Annotated in this window: 7 protein-coding genes and 2 pseudogenes; all 9 read left to right on the top strand. The window is 59.6% G+C overall.

Translation table 11 applies throughout. The features are described 5' to 3' along the window. Positions 1–8: 8 nt before the first annotated feature. The 9 genes and pseudogenes from N3C12_06285 to N3C12_06325 all read left to right on the top strand — a co-directional run bounded on the left by N3C12_06285 (position 9) and on the right by N3C12_06325 (position 14,194). Positions 9–1,124 (top strand): DegT/DnrJ/EryC1/StrS family aminotransferase, encoded by a 1,116-nt coding sequence (locus N3C12_06285; protein ID MCX8072044.1) that lies wholly within the window; start codon positions 9–11, stop codon positions 1,122–1,124. Next, on the top strand, positions 1,121–2,080 hold the full coding sequence (locus N3C12_06290) for a glycosyltransferase family 2 protein (protein MCX8072045.1): 960 nt from the start codon (positions 1,121–1,123) through the stop codon (positions 2,078–2,080). The genes N3C12_06285 and N3C12_06290 overlap by 4 nt, the downstream gene beginning before the upstream one ends. Positions 2,081–2,090: 10 nt before the next feature. Next, positions 2,091–3,056 (top strand): Gfo/Idh/MocA family oxidoreductase, encoded by a 966-nt coding sequence (locus N3C12_06295; GenBank protein MCX8072046.1) that lies wholly within the window; start codon positions 2,091–2,093, stop codon positions 3,054–3,056. 87 nt (positions 3,057–3,143) lie between these two features. After that, entirely contained in the window at positions 3,144–3,557 is a 414-nt protein-coding gene (locus N3C12_06300; protein MCX8072047.1) for a response regulator, read from the top strand. A 2,041-nt stretch (positions 3,558–5,598) separates the two neighbouring features. Beyond that, a pseudogene (locus N3C12_06305) lies at positions 5,599–5,688 on the top strand (prepilin-type N-terminal cleavage/methylation domain-containing protein). 951 nt (positions 5,689–6,639) lie between these two features. Continuing rightward, positions 6,640–6,729: pseudogene (locus N3C12_06310) on the top strand (prepilin-type N-terminal cleavage/methylation domain-containing protein). Between the two features lie 414 nt (positions 6,730–7,143). Next, positions 7,144–9,690: a glycosyltransferase family 39 protein gene (locus tag N3C12_06315; protein ID MCX8072048.1), complete on the top strand. Its 2,547-nt coding sequence runs from the start codon at positions 7,144–7,146 to the stop codon at positions 9,688–9,690. Continuing rightward, positions 9,687–10,760 carry a sulfotransferase gene (locus tag N3C12_06320; protein MCX8072049.1) on the top strand — a complete coding sequence of 358 codons (1,074 nt, stop codon included), beginning with the start codon at positions 9,687–9,689 and terminating at the stop codon, positions 10,758–10,760. Before N3C12_06315 ends, N3C12_06320 begins: the two co-directional genes overlap by 4 nt. 107 nt (positions 10,761–10,867) lie before the next feature. Then, the gene (locus N3C12_06325; GenBank protein MCX8072050.1) at positions 10,868–14,194 is read left to right on the top strand and encodes a hypothetical protein; all 3,327 of its coding nucleotides are present in this window, start codon (positions 10,868–10,870) and stop codon (positions 14,192–14,194) included. The last annotated feature ends 26 nt before the right edge of the window (positions 14,195–14,220 follow it).

Here is a 14,220-nt window from a genome sequence, read left to right on the forward strand (position 1 = left end):
TTGGTTCCATGGGTGGCTCGATTCACGTCCCGCTACTGGATCTCAAGCGCGAGTACGAGAGCATTCGCAGCGAGCTCGCGGCAGAATGGGAGCGTGTGCTGCAGCGGATGCATCTTCTAAAGGGAGAAAACGTCTCCGCCTTTGAGGAAGAGATTGCCCGGTTTGTCGGGACCACACACGCGATCGGTGTAGCCTCTGGCACTGATGCGCTGCTGCTCACTGTGCGGGCGCTCGGCATCGGTCCAGGCGACGAGGTGATCCTGCATGCCAATGCTTTCGTTGCTGCACTCGAGGCGGTCCACCACAATGGGGCAACCCCGGTGCTTGTGGACGCTGCCGGCGACGACTTTGGCCCCGACGTTGAGCAGGTTGCGCAGGCGATTACGCCGCGGACGAAGGCGGTAATCGCTGTGCATCTATACGGTTTCCCCTTGCGGCTGGAGCCGCTTGTCGCGTTGTGCCGGCAGCGGCGCTTGTTTTTGATTGAAGATTGCTCCCACGCTCATGGGGCGCGGTGGCGGGGTCGTCATGTGGGAAGCTTCGGCCTAGCTGGCTGCTTCAGTGCTGGAGTGGTGAAAAACCTCGGAGCATACGGGGACGCGGGATTTTTAACCACCGATGATAGTGCCCTGGCCGCAAAGGTACGGTTACTGCAGGCGCACGGCCAGGCGCGTAAGAACGAGCATCAGTTATACGGATTCAATAGCCGCTTGGATGAACTGCAGGCAGCCGTACTGCGGGTGAAACTCCGCTATCTAGAACAGCGCAACGCGCGTCGGCGAGCCATCGCGTCGTTTTATCGCGATCAGTTTCGCGATCTGCCGCTGATAGTGCCCGCAGAGCCGGAGGAGGGTGTGAGCGTGTACCATCAGTTTGTTGTGCAGACCGCACAACGGGACGAACTTCAGCGCCACCTCAAAGCCGCGGGCGTGGACACTGGCGTGCACTACCCTGTGCCCTTGCATCGACAACCGGCATGGGAGGCCTGTTACTTTGGAAACTACAATTTCCCGCGTGCTGAGACTTACGCTGCAGAACTGCTTTCCATTCCCGTTTTTCCCGATTTGTCTGACCCGGAAGTCGAGCACGTTGCCACGGCTGTTCGAAAATTCTTTCTGCGATGACCAAAGCCCGACAAGGATCCCCGCGAATTTCGGTGGTTGTGCCCGTGTACAATGAGGAAGGGAACGCGGGCCCGCTGGTTCGAGAGATCGATACGATTGTGCGCGAGCTGGGCGAGGAGTACGAAATCCTGTTCGTCAACGATGGTAGCAGCGATGGAACGCTGGGGGAACTCATCGCAGCTCTGAAGGATGTCGCGCGCCTGCGCATCTTGGATCTCGACGGCAATTTCGGTGAAGCGGCCGCCTTGACTGCCGGCTTTCAAGCGGCGCGGGGCAGTGTCATTGTCACGCTGGACGGCGATGGGCAAAATGACCCCGCGGACATCCCGCTTCTGTGGAGGGTTTTTCGGCAGGGGTTCGCGGCAGTTTCCGGCTGGCGTCAAAAACGTGAAGAAGGCTTTTGGCTCCGCGTGCTGCCTTCGAGGGTCGCGAATTGGATGATCGCGCGGGTGACAAGAGTGCCGCTGCACGACAATGGGTGCGGGCTCAAAATCTACCGCGCGGAGGTAGCGAAACGAGTGCAGTTGCCGAGGGGATTCAACCGGTTTCTCCCCGCAATTCTCGGGGTCGGGGCAGACGAAGTTACTGAAGTGCCCGTGCGCGATCGTCGGCGACAGCACGGGGCCTCGCATTATGGTTTCAACCGGACTCTGATCGTTTTGCGGGATTTACTTGCCATGCCCTTTCTTCTTTCGAAACCAACGTGGTTCGAGCCCGTGTGGTTTACGCTGGCGCTCGTGGCCATCGTCGGCACACTCGCTTTGGCGTTGCAGCAGAAGTGGCTGCCAGCGCTGGTAACAACGACCTTCGCCCTGCTGTCGTACGCCGTTGCCTGGAACTTGCGCCGCTTCAATCGGGCGCAACGGTATGGCGTCTTTCGCGTGCGGCGGGAATTCAGCCGCTTGGGCGAGGGTTCGTTGTTCTGTGGGCAGCGGCAATGTGCGGGAGAGCGTTAAGGTGGAGAGGTTGCGCGTAGGTATTGTAGGTGCGGGCTATTGGGGCAAAAACTTACTCCGTCTGTTCCGGGAGCGGAGTGACACGGAGGTGTGTGGGATCGCGGATCTGGATCGGCAAGCGGCGGAAGCTCTTGCCGAGGGTGCACCCGTGGCCTCGGACCTACAGGAGTTGATTCGCGCTCACCACCCCGATGCGGTGGCGATCGCGACCCCGCCTTCGACACATTACGAACTCGCCCGAATTGCGTTGTCCCACGGGAAGCACTGTTGGGTGGAGAAGCCCTTGTCCTTGCGCGCTGATGAGGCGGCTGAGCTTGTTGAGCTGGCGTCTAATAAGCGTTGCCAATTGTTCGTCGACGAAACGTTTCTTTACGACCCTCTGGTACAAACAGCCCGAGAGTGGATTCGCGGCGGGCGTTTGGGGAGGGTGTACCACCTGTCGTTCGAGCGTTTGGGTCAAGGACGGATTCGCCGCGATTCCGATGTGTGGTGGAACTCGGCCCCGCACGACCTTTCGATTCTATGTTATTGGCTCGACGCAGCTGTGGAGGACGTGCGCGTGGAGTCCTTTCGTTACCTTCAGCCGAACCTCGCGGATGTTGCCGTTGGCACCTTGCGCCTCGAAGGCGGGATCTCGGCTCATGTCTACCTCAGTTGGATGGCACCGCAAAAGATCGCGACCGCAACAGTGGTTGGCAGTAGCGGCATGTTGGTGTTCGAGGGGCGGTTCGGGAAGCGGAAGCTAGAGTTTTATGAGTTCCGGATCAGCGACGGCCAAAAAGTACAGGGGAACGTAATTCCGATTGAGCGGTTCGCGTGCGTGGAATCGATTGCTGGGGGAACGGAAGAACCGCTAGCACTTGCCGTGGAGGCATTCGTTTCCTCCGTGCGCACCGGGGAGCTCGCTCCGAGTGCAGGGGTGTTCTCCCAGCGAGTCGTGCAGATCTTGGAGCGCGGGCTTCCTTACGGAACTTGAACAGAATTCCGGAGTGTCCCGGCCGGATCGAGCGCGGAATTTTTCGCTGCGCATGCGAAAGTTTCGTGATAGTGTCAGGCGTTGCGTATGGCGAAGATCTTGGTGGTCGAAGATGATCCGGACATCCTGCGGATCATGATGCATACCCTGCGAGCGGCTGGGCATTTGGTGATTCCCGCCTACGGTGGGGAAGACGCCTTACGAAAAGTGAAGCAGCACCAACCGGACCTCGTTTTGACCGATCTGGCGATGCCGAAGATGACGGGAGTCGAGGTTATCCAGCAAATTAAGCGAGACGAAACAACGAAGGGAATTCCATGTGTAGCGGTGACAGCGCATGTGTGGGAATTTCTTGCCCACTCTGCGGGCGATGCGGGGTGCGAAGGATACTTGGCGAAACCGTTCACTAACCGGCAGTTGGTTGAGTTCGTCAATAAGTACTTGCACAATGCGAATGCGCCCGAATCTACCGGTGCAAAGGGAAGATCGGCGGCAAGCTGAACACGCGCCCCCCGCAGTATAGGAGTCCACAATCTAGGTGGGGTACGACTGACCCTTGACTAGAAGGCCCAAAAGGACGCCACGCCTACTGACTTCACCCCGCGGTCAGTGCGATTAAGCAGAAGCGAGCTGAGCCCGCCAGGAGTGCCTCCGCGAAAACGCAGGCCCAAACGCTGAGGCACATCTTCAAGCACAATTACCCGGCCGCCGCGGAAACAATTCTCGCTTGAGTCTGTTCGATCTCTTCACCCATGGATATCCACTTTGTACTGACTTCACCCATGGCCACCCACTTTTTACCGCGACCGACGAGCCTCCCCTCGTACGGGCCTCGAGGGTGACCCAGCGTACCGCACGTGGAGAACCCCCGGGAAACCGCGACGATTCAGGCAAGACTGAACTTAGAGGGAGAAACTGGGAGAGCCCCTGAAGAGTGAGCCACTGCATCCATTGTCACCCACCGTGTCCACTCACCGTGGACACCCACCTTTTTATAAAAGCAGAAACCTGGAAGCAGAAACCTGGACACCCAGTTTCGCCGCGCCTTTGCCTAGGGGCAGTGGCCGCACTCATTCACCCCTGCATCGAGGAAATCCCCCAACGTCCGGTCAAGGTCATCACCGCAAGTCCGTGGAGCCCGGCTGAGGTCGAGACCGTTCGTGGAGACCCTCCGTAAACACCCACATTTCAGACGGCCCGTGGACCTCACATGCGACGTCCCGTGGAGGGTCCAGTAGCCACCCGAATGTTGCGCTTCGCGTTGGGGCGCTGAGGGCCCGCGGGTCGGCGTACGCCGCGAACGATTGCAAGATCGTCAAAGTCAGCCGGCACCAAGGTGGGGAGCTGCCGGCCTGGCGAAGTGCGAGCGCCACGTTTGGGTGCCCGAGTTGCCGGGCGTATCCGGCGAGCCCGGCAAATCTTGTCACGAAGTGCCCGGTACCAGGTATCGTTTGGTTCCCCTTGTTCGGATTGAGGATCTTGCCGGGTCGGAACGATACCAAATCTGTGCTTCCGCGCGTGAACCATCGCGAACGATGGCGCGAACGATGGACGCGAACGATGGACACCCATGACGCGAACGATGGACACCCATCGAACCCCGGCGGGTCGGGGATTGCGGCGTGGCGGAGCGCAGGTTGGGGAGATGCCGTGGGCCAGGCCATAAGTATCTGAGGGAGCTGCGTCATCCACCCCATCCAAGGCCTCGCCCCCCGGGCAAAGACATGGATGTCCACCTTCTTCGCCCCCTTCTTGGGTTTGTGGGTGTCCTTGGATAGTCCGTGGCTAGTCCCTGAGTAGTCTGGGGGATCGCCAGCCCATAGGGAATTCTTACCGGGATGTAAGGGATGCCGGTTGATCCCCTGTTCGGTGGGGTTGGGTGGACCGATCGAATCGGTGGGCGTACATGATCTGACGGTGGGGTGGGCAGACCGCTCCAATTGCTGAGTGTCCGTGATCCGATGTTTGTGATTTAATGGTGTGACTGAATCTGTGAGTGTCGACGATCGTGACCCCCACGATCTGACCGCATCGTCTGATGTGGTCAGATGGTTCGGGTGGCGAGGCTCCGGACCGAGGGGCGGTGTGTGTGCAATGTGTGTTAGTTGTCGCAGGACTACTGCGCACGGTCTTTGCGCTTGCGCAAGCCACGTTTCAGGCTGGCGGTGACATTAAATGTCACCGCGCGTCACTGAAATCGCTCGGATAGCGGTGTCGTCAATTTTTTTGTACGCGTTTTAGCGGCCTGCTCCGTCCTAACCTTTCTTTCTCGCGAAAATCTTTTTTCACCTCGTGGGAGCGAGCTCTTGGCACATGCCCTGCACTGTACGCGGCCCGTCGCCGATGGCGAACGCGAAGGAAGGAACGGCAGAAGAGAAAAGAGGTTACGAGCGATGCAGAGGGCGCATGCACCACCGTAGTGAGACGACAGGGGCTACCGAGCTCTGATCGGGCGGCCCAAGGAAGCGAACGGCAAGAAGTTAAAGAAGCAAAAGTTTTAAAAGGTTGAATAACTCGAGAAGGGGAGAGAAAAATGAAGGCAATTCGTAACAGCAAGGGTTTCACGTTGATCGAGCTGCTCGTAGTGGTGGCCATCATTGGTATCTTGGCAGCCATCGCGATTCCGCAATTCGCGGCCTATCGGCAACGGGGATTCGACTCCCGCGCTCAGTCCGATCTCCGTAATGCGGCGACGGCTGAGGAGGCAAACTACGCGCAAACGCAAACCTACGTTTCGTGTTCCGACGCAGCGTGCAATACCTCCTTGCCGGGATTCAAGAAGTCCAACGGCGTATCCATTACTATGACGGCCGCTACCCAGAGCTTCACCGGTACTTCCACGCACAGCTTGGGCACGGGTAAAACCTGGAGCTACGACTCGGCGGCGGGCGGCATCACAAACTAACCCGAAACCGTTCTGTCGGCTCTGCGCATCGCGAGGGGCGAGTCGGGGACTCGCCCCTCGCGCTTTTTGGACACTGAGCTGATGCTTTGAGCAGTTCCTCTGGGCGCAAAGTGAATTCGTTCGGAAGACCTTGGAGTCTAATTCGCGGGGAGGTCCCGCTGGTGCAATTGCTGTCAGGCGCACCGCGGGTTCAAGGGATGATGCGCATTTTGCCCTCATCCGTTGGTCGCAATGCGCGCTGCGCCCTTGTGGTGGGTGTCCAGGCGGTTACGCGTTGACGGTGCGTTAGGAATCCCCCAGTCTTCAGCAATTTCGGCTGTTACCGTTTGACGGCAGATTTGACGCCAGAAACGAGGCGGGGCCGTTAGCAATCTGACGGTCAGTTCCGCCTGCTAACCTGGAATCGCCTGGCGGCTCCACGTAGGCTCTCGGGTGGCACCCTTCGTGCTTCAGCCTACCGCCAGTAACCGTTTGCAGGAAGAGGAGCGGTCATGTTTATGGGTCAACTTCGGAGTGAGTGGGTGCCAAGGATCGATCAACCTCCTTAGCGGGGCCGGATCGGCAGCCTGGTTTCTTGGCTGCCTACGTTTATCGCCAAGCATGCAAGCTTCTTGGGTGGACTTGTTGGATTACTCGAATACAACCAAGGGACAAAGGAGATTGGCAAAGATGAAAGCAATCCGTAACAGCAAGGGTTTCACATTGATCGAGCTGCTCGTGGTGGTAGCGATCATCGGGATCTTGGCGGCGATCGCCATTCCGCAGTTTGCGGCCTATCGGCAACGGGGATTCGACTCCCGTGCTCAATCTGATCTCCGCAATGCGGCAACCGCTGAAGAAGCGAACTACGCGCAGAACCAGGTGTACGTGTCCTGCTCCGATGCCGCCTGCAACACGTCTCTTCCTGGGTTTAAGTTGTCCAATGGCGTGTCCCTGACGATGACTGCGGCAACGCAAAGCTTCACGGGTACGTCGACGCACAGCTTGGGCACCGGCAAGACCTGGAGTTATGACTCAGCCGCCGGTGGCATCACCAACTAACTGATTCACCTCAACCGGAACCTGAGGGTCGGGCCACAAGCCCGGCCCTTTTTTTCAATCTGACGCTCTCCCGACAACGCTCCGTCTGACCCACATCGACGAGGGGCGGAGCGCCCGTTGTCCACCAGGCATCGTTCGCGTATGTACGATGTCATGGTGGGTGCAGCCGGACGCAACCTTATTCTCTCCGCACCGGTGCGTTTTGTCGGTGCGTTCCTCGCGCTGCTCCTTGCGTTGTGGGGCAGGTTCCTTCTAGCCGACGCTCCGAACACGGTCACGGGCACTGTGCTGTTGGTGTTCGGATGTTTGGCCGCGGCTCTCTTCACGGGTGACCGCCCACTCTTTGACTGCCCCGCGTCCACCCAGTCACAGAGACCAAGGCCCACCGCAGCGTTACGAGTGCTCGGCTGGATGAGTCTTGTTTTCGGGATGGGGCTGTTCGGTCTGGCTACCTGGGCGCTCGTTAGCGCTTGGCGTACGAACTTCGATTGGGCCGCCCCGACGATGGTTGCCGCCGTGGCCGTGAGCAGCGTAGGTCTGGGGATGCTCGATCGCCAATGGCGGTTGTCTGAAGCGCGACCACGGGTGACCGCACTCGAACTCTTTGCCGTCCTCGCGGTGCTTGCGTTTGGTACTTATTTGCGGTTCTACCGCATCGACTATTTTCCTCCTACCGATGGATTTGTTGCCATCGAGGAGCCCCAGTCTGGCCAAGGCGCATGGACGATCATGAGCGAGGGGGTGAGGCCCTGGGAGTTCATGATCGACCGCTGGATGCCGGTGCCATTTTTTCACTGGTTTGGAATCTCGATACTCTCTCTTCGGATCCCCTTTGTGATTGTGAGCTGCCTGACTTTGTTGGCAACGTATGTGCTGCTGCGGGAGGTTGTCCGGCCGCCCGCTGCACTTTTGGGAATGTTTTTGCTGTCGGTGTCGCACTGGCACCTCCATTACGCCCGCTTGGCACACAACATTTTTCCCACCACGTTGCTCAGCGTGGTGGTGTGGTGGCTGTGCGTCCGTCAGGCAAGAACCGGTGGTCTCCGCCTTTATCCGTGGATTGGTTTCTGGTGTGGGTACTCGCTCTATGCCTACGCGGGCTATCGGGGGATCCCGCTCGTCGTCCTTTGTTTTCTCGGTGGATACGGTTTGTTTTTGTTCTTACGGAGGAGACAAGGCTCGGAGGCGACGGGGCGGTGGCGGGTGTATTGGGTGGGAGTTGGGCTCTTCCTGCTGTTTTTCGCGGGTCCGGTCGTGGCCTTGGTGAATCAATTGCGGTCCAACCCAGCGTATTTCTTGGAGGCGTTTTACCGGTCTTACGCGAACAAGCAGTACTACGTTTCCGATTGGCCAACCTGGCTGTGGCTTCGCTGGCAGCGCCTGGTCGAGACCGCACGGATTTTCCACCATTGGGGCGATACCGAGCAGGCCTACAACCTACCTGGCGAGCCTATGCTGGATCCGATCTCCGGGGTATTGTTCACGACAGCACTGTTCTTTTGTTTGCTACACCCCCGGCGAGTGTTTCGAGGATTCTTCGTCTTTGCTTTTCTGTTTCTTTTGCTCGCTGGTGCGATGCTCACTCAAACCCTGGTGGTAGCTCGCCTGCAAATTGTCGTGCCCTTGACCTTTATCTTGGTTGCCTTGTGGGCGGATCGCTTTTACGAACTGGCGACTGAGGTTGGGCAGCATTGGCCGAAAGCGGTGTGGACTGCTGGTAGCCTAACGGCAGCCGTCGCGGCAGCGATTTTGAACTGGGAAGTGTACTTCGGCAAAATCATTCACAGTCCAGTGATGCGTGCTGTGTATCGGAACTACTACACGACAGCGATCACTTACCTGCATTCATTGCCGAACGATGCTTACGCGTTGCTGCTTTCCGACATGCGAAATTTGTTCATCCCCAACGATTACGCGTGGTGGCGCGGAGATCGGATTCCGGGCGACGTGGTAACGGATATCTATCCAGTGCTTGTCGGTGCCCCCGGGCCGTGGAGCGGACGCTCCCTGCACATTCTCATCCAAAAACCGTTCGAGCAACATGAAGTTGCGGACATCCTCCGCCAAGTGTTCCCGCAGGCCGCCTGCGAGTGGATTCGCCATCCCGAAGGCTATCCTCATTTAGAACAGGTCGCTTGTATGATCGGGCGAAACCCCCACCCGAAATCGTTCTCAACGAGCCTGCGGGTGCGCTATTTCCGCCCCGGTGCGCAGGAGCCTTTCCTCGAGCGTGCAGAACCAGCAATCAGTTGGGCATTACTCCCGGCAGAGTGCTCTCGTTGGGGGCGCGCGGACAATCCCGGTTGTGTGGTGGAATGGGAGGGGGAGTTCGCACTGCTAGGAGAGGGTCGGCAGGAAATTGCCGTCGAAGCCCGCAATGCGACGGTAGACGGACGAATAGACGATCGGCCGTTTGCCTTGGATCGCTCGGTGCCAATCGAGGGCTTTTTACTGGGTGGGGAGATGAGTGCGGCCCGGTTGATGTTGGAGCCTGGCGTCCACCGCATTTTCATGCGGGCCGTTCCCGCGGCTGGCGAAGGCGACATGGGCGTACGTTTGCGTCGCAAGGACCGGGAGCTCGGCTGGCAGTTCATCGTGTTCTTCACGGACGACAGCAGTGGCTCCGAGGTGCAAGCGTTGAGCCGGCCAAGGAATGAGCGTCAGTCTGCGAAGGCAGCGGCAGAATGAGTGTGGCCGAGCAGGTTGTTCTCCGTGAACCGTCCGCAAGCTCTGAACCGATGGAAGAGCGTTTGATTTTTGTGTTGAGCCCGCCCCGTTCAGGCTCGACGCTGCTCATGCGCATGCTGGCAGCTCATTCACAGATTTATAGCCGGCCCGAGCCACACATCCTGCCCCCGCTTGCGCACCTCGGCTACTTCGACACCGTCGATGCAGCGCCGTTTGATCATCTGCAGGCGGCTCAAGCGATTCGCGAGTTCGTTGCCGATTTACCGCGCGGCGAAGCGGATTACGTAGATGCCTGTAGAGCATACACCGACGTGCTTTACGGGCGGATGCTCGCGGCGCGCGGCGCTGGCAAGCGGTATTTTCTTGATAAGACCCCTGCCAATGCTCTGGTCCTGCCTTTCATTGCCCGGCTCTATCCACGGGCTCGTTACATCGTACTCCTGCGGCACCCAGCCGCGATTTTCGCGTCCTACGCAAATTCATTCTTCGACGGCGATTATGTTGCCGCGCAACGCTTCAACCCGATCTTGGATCGCTACGTTCCGGCCATCGCCCGGTTTTTGCGCGAGCGCGCTGTGCCGATGGAGGTGGTACGCTACGAAATTCTGGTCCAGCAACCGGAGGAAGAAATGCGTCGCCTGTGCGGCTTCCTCGCCGTTCCTTACGAACCCAGCATGATCGAGTACGGGCGGCATGAGTTTGCGTTCCGCGGTTTGGGGGATCCGCTTACGGTGCAACGCCAGAGTCGGCCGATCGTGGATTCTGTCGACAAGTGGGCCCATGAATTGGCGGGCGACTCACGGAAATTTGCTTTCGTTCGGGGCGTGCTCGAAGGGATCGATGATCGCGACTTGGAAACCTGGGGTTTTGCTCGGCCGGCATTGTTTGCTGCGGTCGAGCGTGCTCGAGGGACGGGTGTGGCGCCGACTTCGAGGCCCCCGCGCTGGGACCGCTTCCTTCTCGAGCGCAAACTATTACGCTGGTCTCGTAAACTCGTACACGGAGTGCCTGGCATAGAGGGCCTCGTTCGCGGACTCCGCTTGCTTTGCGACGTGCTGCTGCGCGGCTGAAGTGCAAGGAGGGGAGTGACTGAAGGGCTTTGCGCAACCGTGCGGATCTGAAAGCTTACGGAGAGTGGCTCTAGCGGTGGGCGTGGGCGAAGCAGTGAGGTGAGTCAATGACTCGCGCGGAGCGCTCTCCGGTGGAACGAGCTTGGGGCGCGGTTGCTGCAGTTGCATGTGCCTTCGTGTTTCTCGCCATCTGGCGCGAGCGAAACGCCGAATTCGGCCCACGCCGCGTCTGGGGTGAACTTTCCCCGCTATTCGAAGCGTGCGCCGAATGGGGCAACGCTTTGACCAGCGCTGTGCTGCAGGAGCCTCGGCGGTTGTTCTTGGTCAGTGCCGTCCTCGGCGCTTTGGTGGGCATCCTTTCGCTGTTTTGGAGTTGGCGGCGCGGTCTGGTTGGATTGGTGTGGATCGCGGCTGCGCTCGCCACGATCGGCGCCCAATGGGCGATTTTGGGGAACGAACTGCGTCTCGGAAAAGTCGTGTATCTTTGCGCATTGGGGGCAGCCGTCCTCGTTGGGTGGTGGTTGCAACGGTTTCCGGAAGTTTCGCCGGAACCGATTCGTTCTACCGACTTTGTGTTGGCGCTTTGGCTCTTAATCGTGGCTGTCTTTTTACGCTTGTGGGCACTGGACGAACTCCCCAGGCGGTTCGAGGGCGAAATGGGTTTGTCCATGCTTGCGGGCTCGAGTTGGTACAGCTTGAAGAATTACTTGGTGAGTGCGGTTACGACCGCCTCGATCGGCTGCGCGCACTTGTTCGCACAGTGGGCTGCGTTTGTGGCTTGGGGTGACTCGGTATTTTCTCTCCGCGCTAGCGGTGTGGTTCTAGGAGTCGCCTTGGTGTGGAACTTGTTTTGGCTGCTGCGTAACTACGTTGGGCGCGATGCCGCCTGGTGCGGGACCTTGCTGGCGCTATGCGGTGCGGAGCAACTTTGGTGGTCGCGCAGCGAAAACACGTACTTCATTGCTGTTTGCTTCGCTGGTGTGGTGACCGCTCGATTAGCGGCTTGGTTGGTGACAGAGCCGTGCTGGCAGCGCGCAGTCGTCGTGGCCTTATGGATGGGGGCGACGCGCTTGTTTTATTTGGCGGCTGTGACGCTCGTGCTCGTCCCACCAGCGGTGGTCCTTCATCAGTTGATTTTCAACCGTCCGAGACGGCTTCGCTATTTGGGCGCGCTGTTCGTGCTCACGGCTGGTGTGGGCTTGTGGTGGTCCAGCTTGTCCTTGCTGCATTTGGTCAGCCAAGGGGAGTGGCGGTTTATTCATCCCGCACTGCACGGTGAATTAACCGGCGCCGGGGCAGCTAGCCTGGGGGAGAGGTTGATTGCGGTCGCAACTCGCGTGGCGAACAATGCAGCTGTGGTTGCGGCGCAGTGGACGGTGAGCAGCGGCTTCTCTCAGTGGTATGAGCGCCAAACGTGGCCGTACCCACCCACGGTAATCAACGTTGGCATCGTTGGCGTGGGCATTCTCGGACTCGGAACGGCTCTGGGGCAGTTGCGTCGTGGCGGCTCAGCGGTGCTCGTGGCGTGGTTTGTTTCTGGCTGTCTGCCGGCGTTGCTGAGCACGGACCCCGCAGACCGGCGCATGGCCGCGGCCTTTCCGGCGCTGTACGCACTGGCTGGCTACGGGTGGCAGCAGGTGATGTTTTGGATCCGCGGCTGTGGCTCCTCTTTCGTCACGTGGTCGTGGCGACTGCCAGCGTTGGCGGCGCTGGCGGCAATCGCGCTTTCGAGCGCGGCTTCGCACTTGGCCCTCCCCAAGGCTGAGGTGAGCTTGGCAAAATTGGGCCGGGCGACTCGCGATGTGTTCCGCACCAGCGAAGCGATTTACTATGAGATGGATCCTGCGGCGCTGCCATTGGTTGTGATGGTGCACTCTTCGCTGTGGCGCGAGCGTCTCCCGTGCATACAAGCGCTCTCTCCGAGGTTGTGGTTGTCAACCGTGATCGAGCAGCCTTGTGGTTTCGACGACGCCGTGTGGACTTGGATGGTTCCCGACGAGGTTAGGCGGAGCCGTCGGGCGAACGATCACGAACCACGACGCTGGACTGTCTTCCTCGCAGCGGTGCCTGATGCACAACGAAAACTTGCCTTGCTGCGACGCTTGTTTCCGCAGGGAAAGGAGCAGTGGGTTGGCACGCTCGACTGGAGTTTTTCGCTTACCGTTTTCACCGCCGAACGCGCTGGGCTCGAGCTGTTGCAGGTGTCGGAATCAACGGAGCTTCCTGCCACGGGCGAGGGGGCGAGCCACGTAGCAGGTGTTTGTACGGTGGCGATGCGCGCTGCGCTGTTTGCGAGAGACGACGACTGGTACCGCCTGCAGGCGCTCCCTCCGTTTGAATTGCTGCGGTGGAAGCTCGGCGACTTCTCGAGTTCGCCCGATCCTGGCGCAAGCATCCCGCTGACGTCTGGCTTTCATCCCGTGGAGCTTGAAAGCCGGGGACCGTGCGGGTCTTTGCCGCGGATGTCGATACGCGGAGCTGAAGAAACCACGTGGCGGGTGGCGCCACTGTGGAGTCCATGGCTTGGTGAAGATCCACTCACCCGCGCCCCACGCATGGCGATCTACGACGGCTTCCGCCTCGACCGGCGCATTGGAGAGGAAGAGGGGAATTTTGTTGACCTCGGACTTGACCCGTTGACTGGCCTTGTTGCCTTGACGTGGCGGGATGGGCGTTATTGGTTCCTCGAGCTGGACGAGCGGGGGAGGCTTGGCGCTTCTTACTCCCTCGACCTCCCGGGGGGAACAATAGTGCGGGGCTTTGTCCCAGGGCCTTCAGGGCATCGGTTGCTACATGCTGAGTCAGGAATGTTCGTGATCGACCGGCTGGGACGAGTCGTTTACCGCTGGCCCTTTCAACCGTCGCCGATTCGGCCGCAGGCAGTTTGGTGGGATGAGGGGCAGTCCTTGTTTGCAGCCGTTCCTGCCGTCGCTGCGGTGGTACAATTTGATCTTGCAGGGAACGTGCTTTCGAGGATCCACCATTTTACGGGAGGCCTCGGGCGCTTCGTCGAGCCGACGGGCATTGCCTACGATCCGCAAACCGAGAGGTTTGCCGTCGCCGAAGCCGACGGTCGGATCTTGTTGCTCCGCATGCGCGAGAATCGCCCCCACGACCTCGTGCTGGACACCGAAGTGCGCCCGCCTTGGAGCGTGCCGGCAGGCGCAGTGCGGGTTCTGGCGTTCGATCACCAAGGGCGTCTAGTTGTCGGCGACCCGGAGAAGCCGTGGCTGTTCGTTTATGATCGAGAAGGTCGCCGCCTGCTGGCTCGCGAGCCCGCAGCGGATTGGCGCGCTCTTCTCGAACCGGTTGGGGTACCGGCAAGGGTCGTGCCCTTCGATGGCGCGCTGCTCGTGGTAGCTGGTGGCCCGGGGGTCTTGCGCTTCGAGGAGCATCTAAAAGTTGTGGCAAGTGAGGCTGTAGGGTCACATTAGGGGAAGGTTCAGAGTCTTAGCCATCG

The sequence above is a fragment of the Candidatus Binatia bacterium genome (genome assembly GCA_026415395.1).
In the GTDB taxonomy this organism is placed as follows: Bacteria; Desulfobacterota; Binatia; order HRBIN30; family HRBIN30; genus HRBIN30.

What these genes read in the sequence shown, in the direction of transcription:
- N3C12_06285 (MCX8072044.1), top strand. Translation starts at nt 9, where the DNA reads ATGGGTGGCTCGATTCACGTCCCGCTACTGGATCTCAAGCGCGAGTAC.
- N3C12_06290 (MCX8072045.1), top strand. Translation starts at nt 1,121, where the DNA reads ATGACCAAAGCCCGACAAGGATCCCCGCGAATTTCGGTGGTTGTGCCC.
- N3C12_06300 (MCX8072047.1), top strand. Translation starts at nt 3,144, where the DNA reads ATGGCGAAGATCTTGGTGGTCGAAGATGATCCGGACATCCTGCGGATC.
- N3C12_06315 (MCX8072048.1), top strand. Translation starts at nt 7,144, where the DNA reads ATGTACGATGTCATGGTGGGTGCAGCCGGACGCAACCTTATTCTCTCC.
- N3C12_06320 (MCX8072049.1), top strand. Translation starts at nt 9,687, where the DNA reads ATGAGTGTGGCCGAGCAGGTTGTTCTCCGTGAACCGTCCGCAAGCTCT.
- N3C12_06325 (MCX8072050.1), top strand. Translation starts at nt 10,868, where the DNA reads ATGACTCGCGCGGAGCGCTCTCCGGTGGAACGAGCTTGGGGCGCGGTT.